Source organism: Vibrio sp. MMG023 (assembly GCF_021654215.1).
Lineage (GTDB): Bacteria > Pseudomonadota > Gammaproteobacteria > Enterobacterales > Vibrionaceae > Vibrio > Vibrio jasicida.
Map to the genome: position 1 here is coordinate 422,402 of NZ_JAKFZP010000004.1, position 19,120 is coordinate 441,521.

Here is a 19,120-nt window from a genome sequence, read left to right on the forward strand (position 1 = left end):
TAAAGTGACTACGCTAAACTCAAGAACAATTCATCATCCGTCAGGTATTTATGACGATGGCTGAGCGTTCGCAAATGCATAAACATAAAATCAGGAAATCCTGGTGCAATCATATTGTTCGGCTCCCAAAAAATGCCGCCAACAAACACGTAACGCCCTTGTTTCTCTTCTTCATGTAGTGGGTTATTGATTGGCGTAGTAAGCTCTGCACGACAGCCTTCAACAACACAAACAATCTGACCTTTGAAGATCCCGATCACTCGTTTCACAAGATTCGCTTTTATTCCACACTTCCAAGCTTGGCGCGTTGCCCACTCATAGCCGTGTTTGTTGATCGCTTTTTTCTGTAGATGCACAACCAAATTCATCGTTCATTCCTGACTTGACCTTTGCTTGTACTATAACCAAATCGCCTGTTAGGTTTGCCGATATTAATTTATCGAAACCATAGAAGGTAAAAATCAAGAAACGAGAGCGTTACAACAATTCGCCTTTTACCTAACGATTTTTAGGATTTTTCTGACATCAGAAACCGCGTTGTGTTGCATAAAATGGCTGCATATTTATAAAAATAATGACAGCGATAGTAAAGGTGACGTATGGCTTTTGATGACTACTGGAAAAAGGTGCGCGAAAAGCACCTGAAAAGTGCCAATCTAGAAGGGCTTATTGTAAAGAGGATACGTGCGAACACAGGAAGTAAGCGTCTTCCCTATCGCATGAAATGTGGCGCACTATGCGAAATAAAATACAACGAAAGTTGCGCCACAGAGAAAGAGTGATGACAAAACATCACCCTTATTCATCGATAGCTTAAGCGTCGATAAGGTAGTTATCGCCTTCGTCTTCGAGGCGATCAATCAAAACACGGCACTCATCAAGATCGAGCGGTTGCTCAAAACGACGCTTCAAATTCATCAGAAAGAAGATATCTTCGCACATCGCTTTCTCTGGCTCATCGCTGATTTTCGCAACAGGTGAGCCGTTGCATGACACCATTTTAATAACGATAGACAGAGGTTTGTACGCAACACTTTGTGCGTTCACGTACTCGCCCATATCGTTTGCCAAAAACGTACCAATACCAAAGCTAATTTGTACTCGACCTTGGAAGTGCTCACAAATGTCCAGTGCTTGATCAAAGTTTAAGCCGTCTGTAAACACCAAGGTTTTCTTCATTGGGTCGATGCCAAGCGATTGGTAATGCTCAATCATCTTCTCGCCCCATGTGTAAGGGCAGCCACTGTCATGACGAACACCAGCGTAAGCATTACTTAGCTCTTCATCGAAGTCTTTTAAGAACGCATCAATACCAATGGTGTCTGTTAAAGCAATGCCTAACGCGCCATTAAACATCTTTTGCCAACGCTGCAATGCTACCTTTTGTGAATCACGAACATTCACCAGCGCTTGATGTCCCATAAACCATTCGTGTGCCACCGTACCGATTGGTGTGAGATCGAGCTCTTTCGCCAAATGGTAGTTACTGGTTCCAGTTAGGCTGTCAGGTAACTCTTCGCTCAGATACTGCAGCATTGAACGCTGGGCTTGGAAGGAGAAACGACGACGGGTCGACATATCCGCAAACTTAAAGTTAGTGATATTGCGGCGTGTTAGTTCGGATTTTAGATGACTAACTTTCTCTTTAAGAACAGATTGGAATTGCTCGACTGGAATGTCTGCCCAACGTGCACGGCTGCGCACTTCGGACACAATACTCATAATAATGGTTTCGTAGAGAATGGTTTCTTTCCAAAGACCATTGATGGTGATGCGTAATTGGCTTGTGCCATCAGCCATGGTTTTAGTATTGAAAGAAACGTCACGTTGAGGGTTAAAACGAAATGCATGCAGAGCGTCAACAAACTCAGAGCTAAGATAAGGCGCGACGCCTTTCATGTACTCGATTTCTTCTGCCGAGAAAGTGATGTCTTGCAGTTTTAGAACTTCCGCTTTCACATCTGGCAGTAGTTCAGACAGGTCTTCTTCACTGCGAACAATGAATTTGTAGGACACCATCGCATCTGGATAAAGCGTTGCAACAGCACTCATCATATTCACTTTGTATACGTCAAAATCTAACGCACTTTGAATGATGCGAGACGAAAATAAATTGGTGGTCATTCGGAGCCCTTCTACACGCCCTTTTTCGTTTATACCCAAATTCCCTCAGCACGGTGCAAACCGCATCTTATTGTTTTCCCAACGAAGTTGGTGGGAAGTTCTCAACAAGGCAAACTTGGGTATATAACTTGTTGTTACTAACTAAATTGCGTAAACAATAAACACCCACTATTAGTTTGTCAACTTTTGTTACTAACCACTCTTTTTTATAAGGTTTTTACGCACAATAATCCAACAGCTATTGTGGATAACCTGAACATATACGCACATTCATGCTTAAACAGTATCACGAGAAAAATGCATGTACGTTTCTAACAATCGGTTACTTACCCATTGATTGACTACTTGTTATGCGCTAGATTACTTACAAATCAATCTCAGGACCCAATCATGATCGTAACTGTCGACATCATTCCATTCAGACTATCTGGCTGTGCCGATAAAGGGTTGGAAGTGTTGCTGATCAAACGCTCAAATCCAGAACGCCCCTACCACGGCGTGTGGGCTTTGCCTGGTGGATTTGTGTTTGATAAAGACATGACGCACGAAGGTGGACGAGCAGCAGACGAAAACTTCGAAGCAGCGCGACGTAGAATCTGCCGTGAAAAAATTCACACTTACCCTCGCCACTTTAGCGAAGCTTTTGTCGATGGCGACCCAAAGCGTGACCCTGAAGATTGGAGCCTGAACATCACCCACTACGCCTTAGTAGACCGCAATAACAAAGAACAAATCGACAACGCTGGTGTTCCAGAATGTCATTTGAAGTGGTTCCCACTGCAAGCAATCCTTGATGGTGAAGAAACTCTCGCTTTTGATCACCAAAAGATGATTGAAAAGGCATGGCAGAAGCTGCGTGCCTCTATCGAATACACCTCGGTCCTGTTGTTCGCACTTGATAAAGAGTTTCTGGTTGCCGACATCATTGCCGCCTATCAAGAGTTCGGTATCGACATCAGTCGCATGACGATCAAACGCCGCTTGATTGATTCTGGTGTTCTAAAGCCAACCAACAAAGTCGCTTCCACCAACAAAGGTAAAGGCGGTAAACCAGCCATGGTGTACACCCTAGCAAGCGACGAAGTGACCTTTTTCCAAAACTGTTTGCGTGGTTAACGCAAGCACAAAAGACAGACAAGGAGTCTGCCATGACCGTTCGAGTTAACTACCAAACTACCGCAGTGATCGACGTGGATCCTGAAAAAGGCTTCACCGAACTTTGCCCTGACGAATTACCCGTCACTGGCGCATTAGAAATCGTTCCAGAGCTATTAAAGAACCATACTAAAGGTCGCTTAAAGCTCGTTAGCCGTGATTTGCACCCACCAAAAGCAGCTTGGGATGCAGAAACGCCAGCAAATATGCTTGAACCTGTCGGCCTACCTAATGTGGACATTAAGTGGAACCGCCATTGCGTGCTTGGTACTACGGGCGTTGAACTGCTGGACGGTCTACCTCCTGTTCTGGAGTACGATTTCCAAGTGAACAAAGGCATGGACCCAGACGCACACCCTTATGGCATCTTTTTCCACGACGTGGCTGATACCAAAACTACAGGTGCGAATGAATTCCTTAAATTCAACCACATCGATACGGTTGTTGTTGGTGGCTTAGCGCTTGATTTTTGTGTGAAGAAGTCCGTGACTCAAGCTCTCGATTTAGGTTTTAAAGTGATTGTGAACCTAGCCTCTAGCCGCGCGGTATTGCCAGATACTATCGATGCAGTGATTGCGGAGATGGAAGAGAAAGGCGCAGTGTTTGTTAGCAATGCAGATGACATCATCGTCGAGAACTTCGCGTAATTTGCGTCGGTTTGAACCTAAGCCCATCAGCTTTTGCTCAAAAAGAAAACGGTCCAGCTTATCTGGACCGTTTTTTGTTTGTGTCATTTAAGAAGGGAATTACTTAATTACACCACACACAATGCGAGCACCGCCGCCGCCAAGTTTCGCCGGATGGTCAGAGTGGTTATCGCCACCCGCATGAACCATCAAAGCACGACCTTTTACGTCATCAAGTTTTACTCGTGGTGCCAATACTGGCTGATCCGCCACACCATGAGCATTCACGTAAAGCGCTGGTAAATCGCCAAGGTGATTGTCGTCCGTCCAAGGGAAGCCATGCTTGCCTGTTTTTTCTGGGTCATAATGCCCTCCGGCAGCACCGCCAAGTATGGTTTTACCTTCTTTGATAATGCTGTCGCACGAGCCGTTAGTGTGTAGATGGAAGCCATGTGTACCAGCAGGTAAACCCTGTAGTTTCGGCGTAAAAACGGTACCGTAATCGCTGTCGCTGATCATCACGGTTCCGGTTGATTGACCAGAGCCAAGGTCAATCATTTCTACGCTTACTGTCTCGGCAAAAGTTGGGGAAGAGAGAAACGCAAGTGCAGCAAGCCATGTTGTTTTATTCATACTGTGGATCCTATTTATTGTTATTTATCAGTGTTGAAGTGATTTCAACACATTGGATTGACCATAGATCTCGGCAAACTCTTTCAAATTTAACCCTGCTTTATTGCGCAGCTCTGGTGAACAATCCGCTTGATAGAGGTCTTTCGCTATGCCTATTTCACGTTTGATGAGTGCCCCCATTAATGCGGTGTTACCACGCTTATCTTGTAGGCAGGCGTTGGCTCCGGAGTCGAGCAGCAAGCGAACGGTTTCTCTATGTCCTTGATATGCGGCCACCATCAATGCGGTATAACTTTGAGTATTGCGTTGGTCGATTGGGAAGCCTTGAGAAACAAATGTATCGACCACCTCGTTATTGCCAATTCGCGCTGCGTCAAAGAACAGTTCAACCAGAGATTGGTATTCTTCTTCCAGTTTGTCTTCGGCAGCTAATAAACTCAGCGAGAAGCTCAAAGAGAATAGAACGGCACTGAGCAAAAATACGGTTTTCATTTACTCACCCTCACTAATAGAATTTGAGAATGACCCACGGGAGCCCTGATTTTCGGGCAGAAAAGAGCAGATAAATCTCCCGCAGGTCAAAACTTAATGCTTACATCATCGCTTTGTTTTTCACTTGCTTGAGATTGGTATCTGTCGCCTCAGCCAGACGCGTACCGTACTCTTTATCTGCGCGATAGAAATAGCTCACCATGGTTTCCTTAACGTCTTTATCCATCACCTTGTTCAGGTCACCCGCTAAGTTAGCAATCAAATCACTCTGGTCTTGCTCGTTCATGCTGCGGAACAACACACCCGCTTGGTAGAAGTTGCGAGGATTGCTGATCGCTCTCTGTTGAACAGTGCCAACCAGCTTGGTTTCAACCGCTTTAAATTGTGTGTCTTCTGCCAGCGCCAGTTTACGGCTTGGTTCGTAGTTCACATCACCATTGCCTTGCTTCGCGTTGTTGCTCAATCCATCTTGGTTATGGTTGTTCACTGATGCTAAAGGACGGTTTACTGGCAGCTGGAACAAGTTCACACCCACGCGGTACAGCTGTGTATCTGCATAAGCGAACAAACGACCTTGTAGCAAACGGTCTTCCGATGGCTCGATACCAGGAATCAAATTCGAAGGCGCAAATGCCGACTGTTCAGTGTCTAAAAAGAAATTTTCTGGTAGGCGGTTCAATGTCATAGTGCCGACTTTTTGATCTGGCACATTCAGCCATACTTTGGTCGCATCCAACCCGTTGTAATCCAGTTTGCTCAGAGCTTCTGGTGACAGCACCTTCACGTAGAGATCCCACTTAGGGTAGTTACCACGCCCAATTTCTTTGTACAGATCATTGGTTAAATGGTTGAAGTCCTTACCCTGCATTGCGGTGACTTCATCAGGACGCAGGCTTTCGATACCTTGTTGGCTCTTCCATTGGAACTTCACATAGTTCACATCGCCTTGCTTATTAATCCACTTATAAGCGTGCACACCAAAGCCGTCCATCGTGCGATAGCTTGCTGGCGTACCTAGGTTGCTATAAACCCAAGTCAGCATGTTGGTCGCGCTCGGCTCATGACTGAAGAAATCAAAGAATCGGTTTGGATCCTGAACGTTGGTAACAGGAGACGGTTTTAGAGAGTGCACCATGTCCGGAAACTTAATTGAATCGCGGATGAAGAACACAGGCAGGTTGTTCCCTACCAGATCCCAGTTACCCTGTTCAGTATAAAATTTAGTGGCGAAACCACGAGGATCGCGAAGTGTCTCAGGTGATCCTTTTGAGTGAATAACGGTCGAAAAACGAACGAAAACAGGGGTTACCTTTCCTTTGTTAGTAAAAGGAGCGGAAACCGTTAAGTCACTAAAATCACCCGATGCAACAAACTCACCATGAGCACCTGTACCACGAGCATGCACAACACGCTCAGGAATACGCTCTCTGGCAAAACGCTGCAATTTTTGGATCAGGTGAACGTCTTGCAGTAATACGCTGCCGTTTTCACCTGCTGTGATTGAATTCTGGTTGTCACCGACTGGTGCACCGTTGTCTCTTGTCAGGGTTTGCGCCTGCAGAGATGTGCTGGCTAAGCCAACTGTAATTAATAAAAAGCTTTTTGACATCTGCATGGTTGCTCTCCAATGCGTGCTAACCATTTGACCAGTCGAGTGGTCAATGGATACTCAAAAGCTCTTTTCTGCCCACGAAGAATATATCTTCAATGATTACATTTGTTTAATGGGAAATAACGATAGATTTAATAGGGATAACCAATGAAATTTTTGAGGTTTCATCAGTTTGATTAATAAAACCTAGACTCGGGCTGAGAAACTCGACGGAAGAGTCAATACACTGACAGAAAAGCACAGCGATGAAAAGGACACCAGAATGCACCAACATGAAAAGTTAAATTACGTTGAGTTTGGCACGCGAGACATCAATGCGACTAAACAGTTTTTCGAGCAAGCCTTTGGATGGAGCTTCGTTGATTATGGTCCTGAGTACAGCGCCTTTTCAGGTCAAGGCTTGGACGGTGGCTTTTATGTAGCAGAGCAAGTAAGCCAAACAACAAATGGGGCAGCACTACTGGTGTTCTATAGCTCGGATATTCACGCCACGTTAGCCAAAATCGAACAGTTCGGGGGGCAAATCATTCGACCGGTCTTCGAGTTCCCGGGAGGTTGTCGTTTCCATTTTACCGAACCAAGTGGCAATGAGTTCGCGGTCTGGTCTGAAAAGCATTAATTAATGACAAGTAAAGCAATAATTAATGACAGGTAAAACAATAACGTACCACCGCATTCGATAATTGACTCGAAGAGTTACAACCCCGCTCGCCCCGCCTTTTCATTTGTTGATAACGCGGGGCTTTTTGATTGCTCAAATCTTATACAGTTGTTTTTGTTCTTTAAATCAAAAGCAAAGGTAAAACATGGAAGTTTTGAAGCGTTGGTTCATCGCCCTTTCTTTGGGGCTTGTGTTATCGGCATGTGGCGGGGGGGACGGCTCCTCTGTAGACAACAACTCCGCGTATGTTCCTGCGGAAAAAGTACAAGACAATATCTTTTCTAATATCACTGGCGTCAGCTATCCCTACGACATCTACTTGCCAGAAAACTATGAAGAGCGCACAACATCTTTGCCCGTTATCTACGTTTCCGACGGTAATGGGACGGGTCAGGGGTTTGGTAACCTTATCGCCAATGCCGAACTCGATGTCATTCTAATCGCCATTCATGAAGGTCCTCCTGGACGCAGAAACATTGATTATGTGCCACCAGGGGTCGATGACTTCTACCTTTTCTTAACCCAAGAACTCATCCCAGTTGTCGAAGCCGAATACGATATCGATCCAAATGAACGCACACTGGCTGGACATTCATTTGGAGGCGCAAAAACTGCACATATCATGGTATCAGAAGATATTGGGAGCCAGTTTTTCAAGAATTTTATTATCGCCGACGGTTCGTTCTGGCGTATTGAAGACACCATCTATCCTTTGGAAGAGGAACGTTATAAGGCTTCGCCATGGTTAGAAGTCACCGCTATATTCAGCTCAACACACATAGGAAATCACCCCTCCGTTGAGGCTTTCTATAAACATATACAAACCAAGAACTACATGGGTTTCAATTTACCGACTCTTATCGAGTATAAAAATTTAGATCATGGAAAAATGTGGTATCACACCTACAGGGACAGCCTCCCAATCTTGTTTCCAAAAGAAGAAATTTAAGATCATCAAAACAAGTCAGCGGTAGCCAGATTCGGAACTGGCGTTGCATTTCTGGTTGATCTCATCCTTGGTTTAATCCACTGTTAGCGCAACAATTAATCAATGGGGCGCTAGACCTCGACCAAGGATGTATTATGACTGCAGCCAGTTTTTTTCGCTTACTTTGTCTCGCTGCTATTTGGGGTGGCTCGTTTCTGTTTATGCGAGTCGCCGCTAATACGTTCGGACCGGCTTACTTAATCGAGTTTCGTGTTGCATTTGCGGCAATAGCATTGCTCTTGATAGCTTTCTATCTCAAAAAGAAACTTGCCTTCACAAAGCACATTAAGCACTTTTTCATTATTGGCTTATTTAATAGCGCCGTGCCCTTTCTGCTTTTTGCTTACGCTGCTCAAACACTTAATGCGTCGACCTTAGCCATTCTCAACTCAACCGCACCGATATGGGGCGCATTAATTGGTTTTGTTTGGTATCGCAGCCCTTTAACGGCAAAAGCCATTCTAGGTATGATGATTGGTATTGGCGGTGTCGCTGTACTTGTCGGTTTGGATTCTTCAATCATCGGCAGAGAGGCTACCCTCCCTATTGGGGCAAGCTTAATGGCTTCTTTCAGCTATGGGATTGCAACCAACTACACTAAAAATGCACCACAAGTCCCAGCTTTTGACAACGCACACGGCAGTATGTGGGCAGCGGTTATTTGGGTACTTCCGCTACTGCCATTTTTACCAATGCGTGCAGAGCCAACCAGCATAGAGTGGAGCTCTGTGGTTGCTCTCGGTGTGGTTTGTACCGGTTTGGCTTATTTGCTTTACTTCCGCCTAGTTTCTGAAATTGGCCCTGCTTCGGCTCTCACCGTCACTTTCCTTGTGCCCGTTTTTGGCATTCTATGGGGCTACCTAGTTTTGGATGAGCCAGTCGGTTTCAACACCATCATAGGGACCATTCTGGTGCTAAGCGGGACAATGTTGGTAACAGGCTTCTCTCCTGCTGCAATGCTGGCGAAACGAAAAGAGAAAGTCGCTTAACCGCTTTTAGGCGTCATAGAATCAATTAAGGCCGCTGTTCAAGCGGCCTTTTAGTATTAACGACGAATTGACTAGTTATACGCCCTCGCCAACGTACCATTCCCTTGATATTGGTAGAACTTACAATCGTTAGTGATAAATGCGGACTCTCCGGCTTTTAAGATCAGGTTTGTCTCTGATGTCATGACCTCAACTTCGCCTTCAACGCAAAAAACAATCTCAGCACCACGCACAAACTGTTGCTTACATTCTTCATCGGAAGAGAGAATATCAAACCCAAAATCGTCCACCGGAATTGGATAGCTCAACTTGCCCTCTTTGTGGATTGGCGGCAGCTTAATCAGTTCCGGTTGTGTGGTGTGAAATGCCGTATTGGCGATAAGCTCATCCACATCAATGTACTTGGGCGTTAACCCAGCTCTAAGTACGTTGTCAGAATTCGCCATGATTTCCAACGCTGTACCTTGCACATACGCATGAGGCGTTTCGGCATGGAGGAACATCGCTTCCCCGGGCGCAAGTTCTATCGTGTTCAACATCAACGGAGACAGCAATCCTATGTCTTGCGGGTAATGCTTTTGAAATTCCGCCACATAACTGAGCACTTCTCTTTCCAATACCGTCTTTGGACCACGCTCTAACGCTGCGTCCAGTTCTGCCAAGGCTTGAATTTTATGAGCTTCGCTCAAGGTCATGATCGCCGTGAAGAAGTCTTTCAACCCGTCTTGATTTGGGTGCTCGGCTAGCGCGGTCACTTCGCTGTCTAAACTGCGAATACCGAATTGGCGGAACAGCGTCAGTATCTGTTCTATCGGACGAAAGCCATTCATCGCCTTGTAGAAAGTCAGTGCGTAGACCAACTCTGGCTTGTGATTGGCGTCTTTGTAATTGCGATTAGGGGCATCAAGCGGAATACCTTGTTCATTCTCTCGTGCAAAACCAAGCTCAGCTTTTCGCTTGCTCGGATGAACTTGAATCGAGAGCGGAGAATCCGCCGCAAGCACTTTGAATAGATACGGAAGTTCACCGAAACGCATCATGGTGTAATCACCAAACATGTTTGCTTTGTCTCTCGCAATCACATCAGACAATAACTCACCGGTTGTTGCGAGGCGCGAGCAGCCATTAGGGTGCGCTCCCATCCAAATTTCAGCTTGAGGTTGATGGTTCGCATTGTCGATGCCAAATAGTTTAGAAATCGACTCTTTACTTCCCCAAGCGTATTTTTGAATCACGTTATCTAGCTTGAACAGTGACATCTCACACTCTCCTGCGATGGTTTAACGCTGCAATTTGATCGCTTGAATCAAGGCTGAAACGCCTTGCTCGACTTTGCTTCTTGGGCAACCCAGATTGAGCCTGAGATAGCCTTTACCAGAATCGCCATAAACATCTCCAGACATGATGGCGACATTGAATCGCTCAATTAACGCATGATTAAGCAGCGTCATATCTAGATTCAAAACAGATAAGTCAATCCATGCTAAATAGGTCGCGTCTGGGACAAGGTAGCTCACCTCAGGAAAGGCGCTTTCCAGTGCTTCTTTCACGTATTGATGGTTAGCCAATACATACTCGTTGAGTGCCTTTAGCCAAGGCTCTCCATGATGATAAGCCGCCATCGTACCAAGCACGCCCATGATAGAGGGCGATGAAAGACCATCCACCTCTTTGAGTTTATGCAGATAACGTTCGCGAGTTGGTGAATCCGCGATCAACGCATACGCGCCATTCAAGGCTGGAATATTGAATGATTTAGACGCCGATGTAACCACAGCCCAATCTTGTGAACGACCAAACCCCACGTAAGGGATGTGACGCTTAAAGCTCACGTCCATGTGGATCTCATCCGAAACCACTTTGACTTGGTGTTGGTTACAAAGCTCCGCCATCTTTTCCAATTCGCTTTGGCTCCACACTCGCCCTGTTGGGTTGTGAGGGCTGCATAACAACAGCACAGTGTTGTTATGGTCAGCGAGTTTGGTTTCCAGATCTTGCCAGTCAATTTCAAATCGACCTTGCTGCTTGATGAGCGGACTGCGAACGCACGCACGACCTTGCCCTTCAATCATTTTGTCGAACGCATCATAAGCTGGTGTATGGAACACCACGCCCTGTCCCAGCTGACTCCATTGCTCAATCAACTTTGACACAATGTAGAGAACCGATGGTCCGTACACCACTTGCTGAGTGTCGATTTCGCAGTCAAAACGAGTTTGATACCAGTAGCAAATCGCGGACTTAAAATCCTCATGGTTCCAGCGGCTATAACCTAATACCGGATGCTCTAAACGTTGTTTAAGTACATCCATCACGGGCTCTGGCGCAGCAAAATCCATATCTGAAATGGTAAACGGCAATAAACCCGGTTTTCCAAATCTATCCTGAACGTAGTCCCACTGCGTGCAGTAAGTGCCGGTGCGATCAATCGGTGTATCAAAGTCGAAATTCTGAGTCATACGAATATTCCAATATTAAGGTCCCTCGTCACAATCTCATTGGGGGGAGGATGGAGATTGTGCCGAGGGGGAGCATCTATCAAGGCAGTGATTAGCTTGCAGACATGATGGCTTGCATTTCGTTCTTCACAAGGTGAACTTGCGTGCCAATAACGACTTGCAGGTTGTGCTCATCAAGCTTCACTACGCCCAGAGCGCCGTTGGCTTTCAACTTAGCGTCGTCGACCAAACTCATGTCGTTAACAGACAAGCGAAGACGAGTGATGCAGTTATCTAGAGCCGTGATGTTCTCTTTGCCACCAAGGGCTGCCAGTACTGCGGCACCTTTGCCGGATTCGTTGCTGAATGCGGCTTCAAGCTCTTTGTCCACTTCCGCCGTATCGACTTCACGACCTGGTGTTTTTAGGTTGAACTTAGTGATCGCAAACTTAAACACTGAGTAATAAACCACGAACCAAACACCCGCCACCAGCGGTACTAAGTACCATTTCGTCGCTGTGCCTTGCAGGATACCGAACACCAAGAAGTCAATCAGATTGCCGTCTGTGTTACCGATGGTGACATCAAGCAAGCCCATCACCATAAAGCCCAAACCAGTCAGAATCGCGTGGACGAAGTAAAGTACTGGCGCAACAAATAGGAACAAGAATTCAAGCGGCTCAGTGATACCACCTACCACACAAGCTACGACGCCAGAGATAAGCAGTGCTTTAATTTTTGAGCGGTTCTCAGGGCGAGCACAGTGGTACATCGCAAGAGCTGCACCCGGTAAACCGCCTAGGAAAGTTGGCATTTTACCTTGAGACAAGAATGCCGTGACTTCCGGTGTAAATGCCGTTGTGTCAGGACAAGACAATTCAGAATAGAAGATGTTTAGTGCGCCAGACACGGTTTGACCACACACGTCCATTGTGCCGCCTGCTTCAGTGAATCGAATTAGCGCAACTAAGATGTGGTGAAGACCGATTGGCAGCAACAAACGTTCGCCCGTACCAAACAGCATTGGACCGAAATCACCCGCGCCTTCAATCACATGACCGATACCATTGATGCCTGCAGCAAAGTAAGGCCATACAAATGGGATAAACACACCGACAACGCCCAGTACCAATGCAGAAATGATTGGAACAAAACGAGCGCCACCAAAGAACGCTAGCGCATCTGGCATTTTGAAGGTGTAAAAACGCTGGTGAAGTTTCGCAACTATCACACCAACGATCACCGCGCCAAGGATACCGGTATCAATCGATTCAATCCCGATGATGCTTTTCACACCGTAGGCGGCACGTTCCGCTTCACTGTCTAGTACACCAGCGACGGTTAGGAAGAAGTTGATCGCAAGGTTGAACGCAGCATAGCCAACGAAACCCGCGAAACCTGCCACGCCTTTTTCTTCACGCGCTAACCCAAGCGGGATAGCAACGGCGAACATCACAGGCAAGTAAATGAATGCGACAAGACCGATTTTGGTCATCCACATAAACAGGTATTGCAGAGGGGTGTTGTCTAAAAATGGGATGGCTTCTTTGATAGCGGCGCTAGAAAACGAGCTGCCGACACCAAGAAGAATACCTGAAAATGCCAGCAGCGCGACTGGCAACATGAAGGTCTTGCCGAGGCTTTGCAAGAACTCCCACATGGTCGATTTATTGCTTTTAGACATAGTTTGTCTCCGGAAATTGAGAACTTGTAGGGCTCATACACATCACATTATGTGCGCATGAAGTGTTGTTTTTATGCACTCAATATACGCTGCTAAAAATTCTGATAAAACGTTTTACCAAAAATTCTGTGATCGAGTTAGATATCTTTTTCCACAAACTGTGTAGGGCTTTTAAAATCAACCTAATAGGGTTACAGTTTGATGATAAAACGTTTTTCTAATCCATAAAGTGAATCTATGTCGTCAAAAAAAGTGACCATTACAGAAGTCGCTAAACATGCTGGCGTGTCAGTTACCACCGTCTCTATGGTGTTGGGGAATAAAGGGCGGATCTCTCCAGACACAATAGAAAAGGTCAACGCTGCGGTTGAAGAGCTCGGCTATATCCGTAACCGTGCCGCTGCCAACCTACGATCCAATTCCAGTGAAATCATTGGACTGATCCTCAAAGACATCAGTGATCCCTATTACGCAGAAGTCGCGGCAGGATTGAGCGAAGAAATCGAGCAGCAAGGTTACATGCTGTTTCTGGCTCAAAGTGGGGATAGCCAAGAAAAGTTTGAGAAGTGTGTATTAACCATGGCACGCCAAGGTGTCGGTGGTATCGCATTTTGCCCAATTGGTGAAAGCCAGCAGTTCAATGTCGAAAACCTCAAGCAGCACAATCTGCCAATGGTTTGCATTTCGCGCGCTTCGGTGGATAAGCAAATCGACTACGTGGGACCAGACAACATGTACGCCGCCAAGTTAGCGACGGAGCATCTGGTTAAACAAGGGCATCGTAGAATCGCTTATGTCGGCGGCGCGAGCAGTTCTTTGTGTCGTGCTGAGCGCATTGGTGGGTATTGTTCAACTCTGATGCAATTTGGTTTGCCTTTCAAACCTGAGTGGGTGGTCGAGTGTGAGAAAAGCCAAGCGTCTGCCGCTCAAACTGTGCAGCAACTGTTGTTGGAACATCCACAGATTACTGCGGTTCTTTGTCACCATTCCTCGACGGCACTAGGCGCGGTCTATGGCATACATCGAGCAGGACGTTCCATCGGTAAAGATCAGTTTATCGGCGAGCAAGTATCGGTGATTGGTTTTGATGACGTTGAAGAAGCAGAGTTAATTGAACCACCGCTCACCTTCGTTAATTCCAATGCACGAGAAATGGGAAGACAAGCAGCAAAACGATTGATCAATCAACTCAAGCAAGAAGACAGCGAGCCTTACAGCTTGATCCTGCCTCCCAAACTCATTGTTCGTGAATCGGCTTAACCCAACACTACTTCCACGCCTTGCTTTCTCAGTTGTTCGAGGTCGCTTTTCGGAGCGGCTTCGTCGGTTAACAGCACCGATATTTCACTCGTTTTACCAATCGAAGATGGGTAGATTTGCCCAAACTTGCTTGAGTCCGTCAGCACGATATTACGGCGCTTTTTCGCAATGATGGTTTCAGCGATTTCTGCACGCATCATGTCTCGGCTAGTAAAGCCAGTATCTTGATGGAAGCCGTCAATACCCAAGAAAGCCGTGCTGAAGTGAATGTTCTCAATACACAGCTTAGTCAGAGGTCCAACCAAGCTCTCGCCTTGATGCTGATACACACCACCAAGCAAGATGATGTTAGCTGAGGTGTTACGGATGAGGTGGGCAATGTACGCCGATGGGGTAATGATGGTGACATCACCACGTTCAGCTAACGTGCGAGCCAAGAGCGCGTTAGCACTGCCGCCTTCGATTAACACGGTTTCGTTTGGTGATACCAAATCTGCCGCTTTGTTGGCTAACGCTTGTTTGATGTCGAAGCGCACTTCAAGTCGCGTATCAATGTCGTCACTTTGTAGCGCCGTCGCAGCGCCGTGTACACGCTTTAAATAGCCTTGTTGCTCAAGGAAGTTCAAATCCTGCCTGATGGTCACGCCCGACACGCCAATGATGTCAGAAAGCTCCGTCACTTGAACGCGTTTGCGGTCATTAACCAATTGCAGGATTTCATTTTGTCTTGAGTTCACAGGCTCGCTCCTTATTGATGAGCTTGCAGTATACGCCCGAACACTTTCATATGAAAGCAGCCTGTGAACGATAGAAGTAAGCTAAGCTGCGTTACACCGTAAGCTCAAGACGGTTGCCATCTGGATCTAACACGCAGCTTTCATAGTAACCGTCACCTGTTTGTCTCGGACCGTCGATCCATTGGTAGCCATCATCCACTAAGGTTTTGGTTAATTGATCCACTGCCTGCTCTGATCCTAGAGAAAAGGCAAAGTGTGCTAATCCTGTTACCTGCATCGCATGAGATTTTTCACAGGCGCCCACACCTTCCATCGACATCAACTCCAATCGAGCACCACTTTCAAACGAAAGAAAGTAAGATGAAAACTGCTTAGTTGGGTTGTGGTATTTGTCGTTAGACACCGCGTTAAAGTATTTCTCATAGAAGGCTTTAAGCTCTTCCAAACGTTCAGTCCAAATCGCGATATGTTCAATTTTCATTAGGATTCCCCTAGCTCTTAACTGCGTTCAATCTAACGAGGAAAAGCAGCGCAAAAAAGAGAGCAAATCACCACCGAGTTGTTCCTGTTTTATGGTTGGAGTTGTGTTTGAATGAAAGTGATGCCCATAATGGCGCAAAGTTTTTCAGGACAGAATGATGGAAGAGATTTACTTCGCAGGCGGCTGCCTTTGGGGCGTTCAAGAATTTATGCGCCACCTTCCCGGCGTAATCAGCACCGAAGCAGGACGAGCAAATGGCTCAACGGATAACACTCAATCCGAATACGATGGCTACGCAGAATGCGTGAAAACCCAGTTCGACCCTGAGCAGGTTTCAGTTGAAACTTTAATGGGGTATCTGTTTGAAATCATCGACCCGCACAGTGTTAACAAGCAAGGTGAAGACGTAGGTGAGAAGTACCGTACTGGTGTCTATAGCCAAAACGAACAACACCTAGCCATCGCTAAAGCGTTTATCGCAGCAAGACCGGATGCTGAGAAGATCGCCGTAGAAGTACTGCCACTTACAAACTATGTGCCAAGTGATGATGAGCACCAAGACAGACTCACGCTCTTTCCAAACGACTACTGCCATATCCCGTTAGATTTGCTGCACAAGTACAAAAATCCGTCTTAATGGATTAGCCAAATTCAGCGTAACACCCCTTCCTAACCTCCCCTTGGCTTCAAATTCGGAGCTTACATTCGCCAATGTGTCTCAAGGGGAGAAACTAGCTAAGTTCACAATCATCTCTCCAAAGCGCTTTATTTCTTTTCTCAAAGAGATAGAAAATTACGTTAATAAAAGGGTTACTATACCCAAGTGACTTCAAGATGCAGGATTCAGAGCGTTGTCATTGATTCGAGGTCAAGGAAAACAACGCAGCGTAATAGCCAGCTCTTTCCAAGTTGTTTGACGCAGAAGTCGAGTCAATGACACGCTCCCAAAGGGCGAGTTGCCTTGGCTTGTATACTTTGTTGCCGATTCTTGATTTAGACCCACTAGACCTATAAATCGCCGCCGCGTCTACAAACCAAGTCATTCTCGCTGAACCTAGCATCTCGAGGTTACTTGGGTATAGATAGCCTTTAGCACAAAGCCTCTTTTTTATAGCAAAATTGAACCATATTTGATTCCCTTCTCGTTTATTTTCAAGCTTCATTATTAATTTCAAAATAAATGGAATATAAGTCACAATACTAATTCCCTTCTAGCTCATTGATATTAATGACTTCTATCACACTTAGCTCTCAGTGATACAAAAATATAGTTATTGGATTTTTTTTACTATTTCAGAAAACCGTAACATTAATTAAATTTGCCTCATTACTTCAGTACCAATGAGTCAAAAAATGATAACAGAACTAACAAACGTCAATTTAATTAAAGGCAACCTTCAAGCAAATAATAAAAAAGAAGTCTTTGAAGAGCTAGCACAGATGCTATTCGAAAATAATCGAATCAGCAGCAAAGAGGCTTTTTTAACCGACATCGAAGCACGTGAAGCATTAAGCGTGACTTCAATGGACGGCATCGCTTACCCACACGCAAAAAGCAAAGCGGTTACAGAGCCCGCGATCGCTGTTGGCGTAAAGCGCGAAGGCATCGAGTATGGCGACGAAGAGGGAGTCAAGCCGACCGTATTCTTCATGATTGCTTCACCAGATAACGGTGCCGACCACCATATTTATGTTCTTCAAGAATTATTCGGTAAATTTAGCGAAGAGTTTATTGAAGATATTCATAACGCAAAAGACGAAAACCAAATACTAAATATTTTAATTAATTCATAAGGCGTGAAATTATGAGTACAATCACAGCTCAAGCTAGTAATAATAGCGATTTCAAAAAAATCCTAAGTACCATGAAAGGTCACCTTTTATTCGGTACTTCTCACATGCTTCCATTTATCGTTGCGGGTGGTGTACTACTGGCGCTGGCGGTAATGGCATCAGGTAAAGGTGCGGTTCCTGCGGACGGTTTATTGGCTGATATTTCTAATATCGGTATTAAAGGTCTAGTGCTGTTCCCAATTATTCTTGGTGGCTTCATCGGTTACTCAATTGCAGACAAACCAGCACTAGCTCCAGCGATGATCTCTTCTGGCATCATGGCTGACATGGGCGGCGGCTTCCTTGGTTGTATCGTAGCGGGCTTCATCGCAGGTGGTGTGGTATTCCAACTTAAGAAGATCCCTCTTTCTGCTAACATGACTGCGTTGGGCGCTTACTTCATCTACCCTCTACTAGGTACGCTTATCTCTGCAGGTATCGTTCTATGGGGTATCGGTGAGCCAATCAAGATCTTCATGGCTTCTATGAACGAATTCCTAGCTTCTATGGCTGGCGCTTCTAAAGTGGTTCTAGGTACGATTCTTGGTGGTATGACTGCATTCGATATGGGCGGTCCAATCAACAAAGTAGCAACGCTATTCGCACAAACTCAAGTTGATACTCAGCCATGGCTAATGGGTGGTGTTGGTATCGCAATCTGTACGCCTCCTCTAGGTATGGCACTAGCAACATTCCTATTCAAGAAGAAGTTCACTAAGCAAGAGCAAGAAGCAGGTAAAGCAGCAGCAATCATGGGTTCTATCGGTATCTCTGAAGGTGCTATCCCATTCGCAGCAAACGACCCTGTACGCGTTCTTCCTTCAATCGTTGCTGGTGGTATCGTTGGCTGTGTGTTCGGCTTCCTAACAGACGTTCTACTACACGCACCATGGGGCGGTCTAATCACAGCACCTGTATCAAGCAACATCCCAATGTACGTTGTGGGTATCGCACTGGGCTCACTAACAACAGCAGTTATCGTTGGCTTCTGGAAACCAGTTGCTGAAGAAGAAGCAGAAGACGAAATCGCAGAAGAAGCACCTGCACAAGCTCAAGCGGCTCCAGCAGCAGGCGAAGGCGAGTACGACATCGTAGCAGTAACATGTTGCCCATCTGGCGTAGCACACACATTCATGGCAGCGAAAGCACTAGAGAAAGCAGGTGCAGCAGCAGGTCTGAAGATCAAAGTAGAAACTCAAGGTCAAAACGGTATCCAGAACCGAATCACTGACCTAGATGTAGCAAACGCGAAGCTAGTTATTCTAGCTCACGATATCCAAGTAAAAGACGCTCACCGCTTTGCAAAAGCAAACGTTGTTGAGTGTTCAACGAAAGAAGCGATGCGTAACGCAGCGACTCTTGTGAAAGCTTAAACCTTAAGCTCCTCCCCCTAAGAGCCCTTTCCCC

The 19,120-nt window shown here is 45.9% G+C and carries 20 protein-coding genes; 10 read left to right on the forward strand and 10 right to left on the reverse strand.

The annotated features are described in order from the left end of the window. Positions 1–8: 8 nt before the first annotated feature. Positions 9–368 (reverse strand): hypothetical protein, encoded by a 360-nt coding sequence (locus L1076_RS15375; protein WP_038869165.1) that lies wholly within the window; start codon positions 366–368, stop codon positions 9–11. Positions 369–599: 231 nt separating this feature from the next. Here L1076_RS15375 and L1076_RS27065 point away from each other — a divergent pair, with 231 nt between their 5' ends. After that, entirely contained in the window at positions 600–782 is a 183-nt protein-coding gene (locus L1076_RS27065) for a hypothetical protein (RefSeq protein ID WP_038869163.1), read from the forward strand. 31 nt (positions 783–813) lie between these two features. Here L1076_RS27065 and pncB read toward each other — a convergent pair whose 3' ends face one another. After that, positions 814–2,124: a nicotinate phosphoribosyltransferase gene (gene pncB, locus L1076_RS15380; RefSeq protein ID WP_102386825.1), complete on the reverse strand. Its 1,311-nt coding sequence runs from the start codon at positions 2,122–2,124 to the stop codon at positions 814–816. Between the two features lie 390 nt (positions 2,125–2,514). Here pncB and L1076_RS15385 point away from each other — a divergent pair, with 390 nt between their 5' ends. Beyond that, positions 2,515–3,240, forward strand: a complete 726-nt coding sequence (locus L1076_RS15385) for an NUDIX domain-containing protein (protein WP_005436370.1) — start codon at positions 2,515–2,517, stop codon at positions 3,238–3,240. Positions 3,241–3,272: 32 nt separating this feature from the next. Continuing rightward, the gene (locus tag L1076_RS15390) at positions 3,273–3,926 is read left to right on the forward strand and encodes a nicotinamidase (RefSeq protein WP_042604686.1); all 654 of its coding nucleotides are present in this window, start codon (positions 3,273–3,275) and stop codon (positions 3,924–3,926) included. 99 nt (positions 3,927–4,025) lie between these two features. Here L1076_RS15390 and sodC read toward each other — a convergent pair whose 3' ends face one another. From sodC to L1076_RS15405, 3 genes are all read right to left on the reverse strand, one after another. Next, positions 4,026–4,538 carry a superoxide dismutase [Cu-Zn] SodC gene (gene sodC / locus L1076_RS15395; protein ID WP_237303938.1) on the reverse strand — a complete coding sequence of 171 codons (513 nt, stop codon included), beginning with the start codon at positions 4,536–4,538 and terminating at the stop codon, positions 4,026–4,028. Positions 4,539–4,565: 27 nt separating this feature from the next. Then, positions 4,566–5,030: an ankyrin repeat domain-containing protein gene (locus L1076_RS15400; protein ID WP_005436364.1), complete on the reverse strand. Its 465-nt coding sequence runs from the start codon at positions 5,028–5,030 to the stop codon at positions 4,566–4,568. A 100-nt stretch (positions 5,031–5,130) separates the two neighbouring features. Next, the gene (locus L1076_RS15405; protein ID WP_237303939.1) at positions 5,131–6,645 is read right to left on the reverse strand and encodes a catalase; all 1,515 of its coding nucleotides are present in this window, start codon (positions 6,643–6,645) and stop codon (positions 5,131–5,133) included. Between the two features lie 259 nt (positions 6,646–6,904). On the opposite strand from L1076_RS15405, the gene L1076_RS15410 reads away from it, so the two are divergent. The 3 genes from L1076_RS15410 to L1076_RS15420 all read left to right on the forward strand — a co-directional run bounded on the left by L1076_RS15410 (position 6,905) and on the right by L1076_RS15420 (position 9,280). Further along, the gene (locus L1076_RS15410; protein WP_237303940.1) at positions 6,905–7,261 is read left to right on the forward strand and encodes a VOC family protein; all 357 of its coding nucleotides are present in this window, start codon (positions 6,905–6,907) and stop codon (positions 7,259–7,261) included. Positions 7,262–7,448: 187 nt separating this feature from the next. Continuing rightward, entirely contained in the window at positions 7,449–8,252 is an 804-nt protein-coding gene (locus tag L1076_RS15415) for an alpha/beta hydrolase-fold protein (RefSeq protein WP_237303941.1), read from the forward strand. Between the two features lie 134 nt (positions 8,253–8,386). Further along, positions 8,387–9,280, forward strand: a complete 894-nt coding sequence (locus L1076_RS15420; RefSeq protein ID WP_237303942.1) for a DMT family transporter — start codon at positions 8,387–8,389, stop codon at positions 9,278–9,280. Positions 9,281–9,351: 71 nt separating this feature from the next. On the opposite strand, the gene manA is transcribed toward L1076_RS15420, so the two are convergent. The 3 genes from manA to malX form a co-directional block, all read right to left on the reverse strand. Further along, a complete protein-coding gene (gene manA / locus L1076_RS15425; RefSeq protein ID WP_237303943.1) occupies positions 9,352–10,539 on the reverse strand; it encodes a mannose-6-phosphate isomerase, class I in 1,188 nt (395 codons plus the stop codon). Positions 10,540–10,560: 21 nt separating this feature from the next. Continuing rightward, positions 10,561–11,739 (reverse strand): MalY/PatB family protein, encoded by a 1,179-nt coding sequence (locus L1076_RS15430; protein WP_237303944.1) that lies wholly within the window; start codon positions 11,737–11,739, stop codon positions 10,561–10,563. Positions 11,740–11,830: 91 nt separating this feature from the next. Beyond that, on the reverse strand, positions 11,831–13,402 hold the full coding sequence (gene malX, locus L1076_RS15435) for a maltose/glucose-specific PTS transporter subunit IIBC (protein ID WP_237303945.1): 1,572 nt from the start codon (positions 13,400–13,402) through the stop codon (positions 11,831–11,833). Between the two features lie 237 nt (positions 13,403–13,639). On the opposite strand from malX, the gene malI reads away from it, so the two are divergent. After that, positions 13,640–14,662, forward strand: coding sequence for a Mal regulon transcriptional regulator MalI (gene malI, locus L1076_RS15440; RefSeq protein ID WP_005453001.1), 1,023 nt, complete (start codon positions 13,640–13,642; stop codon positions 14,660–14,662). Here the strand turns inward: malI and L1076_RS15445 are convergent. Beyond that, on the reverse strand, positions 14,659–15,399 hold the full coding sequence (locus tag L1076_RS15445; protein WP_005436345.1) for a DNA-binding transcriptional regulator YciT: 741 nt from the start codon (positions 15,397–15,399) through the stop codon (positions 14,659–14,661). The two genes, malI and L1076_RS15445, sit on opposite strands and share 4 nt — an antisense overlap. A gap of 91 nt (positions 15,400–15,490) precedes the next feature. After that, complete coding sequence (locus L1076_RS15450; RefSeq protein WP_237303946.1) at positions 15,491–15,880, reverse strand: VOC family protein; 390 nt, start codon at positions 15,878–15,880, stop codon at positions 15,491–15,493. A gap of 157 nt (positions 15,881–16,037) precedes the next feature. Between L1076_RS15450 and L1076_RS15455 the strand changes: the two genes are divergently transcribed. From L1076_RS15455 to L1076_RS15465, 3 genes are all read left to right on the forward strand, one after another. After that, entirely contained in the window at positions 16,038–16,517 is a 480-nt protein-coding gene (locus L1076_RS15455) for a peptide-methionine (S)-S-oxide reductase (protein WP_237304064.1), read from the forward strand. A gap of 716 nt (positions 16,518–17,233) precedes the next feature. After that, positions 17,234–17,674, forward strand: coding sequence for a PTS sugar transporter subunit IIA (locus L1076_RS15460; RefSeq protein ID WP_005436338.1), 441 nt, complete (start codon positions 17,234–17,236; stop codon positions 17,672–17,674). 11 nt (positions 17,675–17,685) lie between these two features. After that, a complete protein-coding gene (locus tag L1076_RS15465; RefSeq protein WP_104037748.1) occupies positions 17,686–19,086 on the forward strand; it encodes a fructose-specific PTS transporter subunit EIIC in 1,401 nt (466 codons plus the stop codon). Positions 19,087–19,120 lie beyond the last annotated feature (34 nt).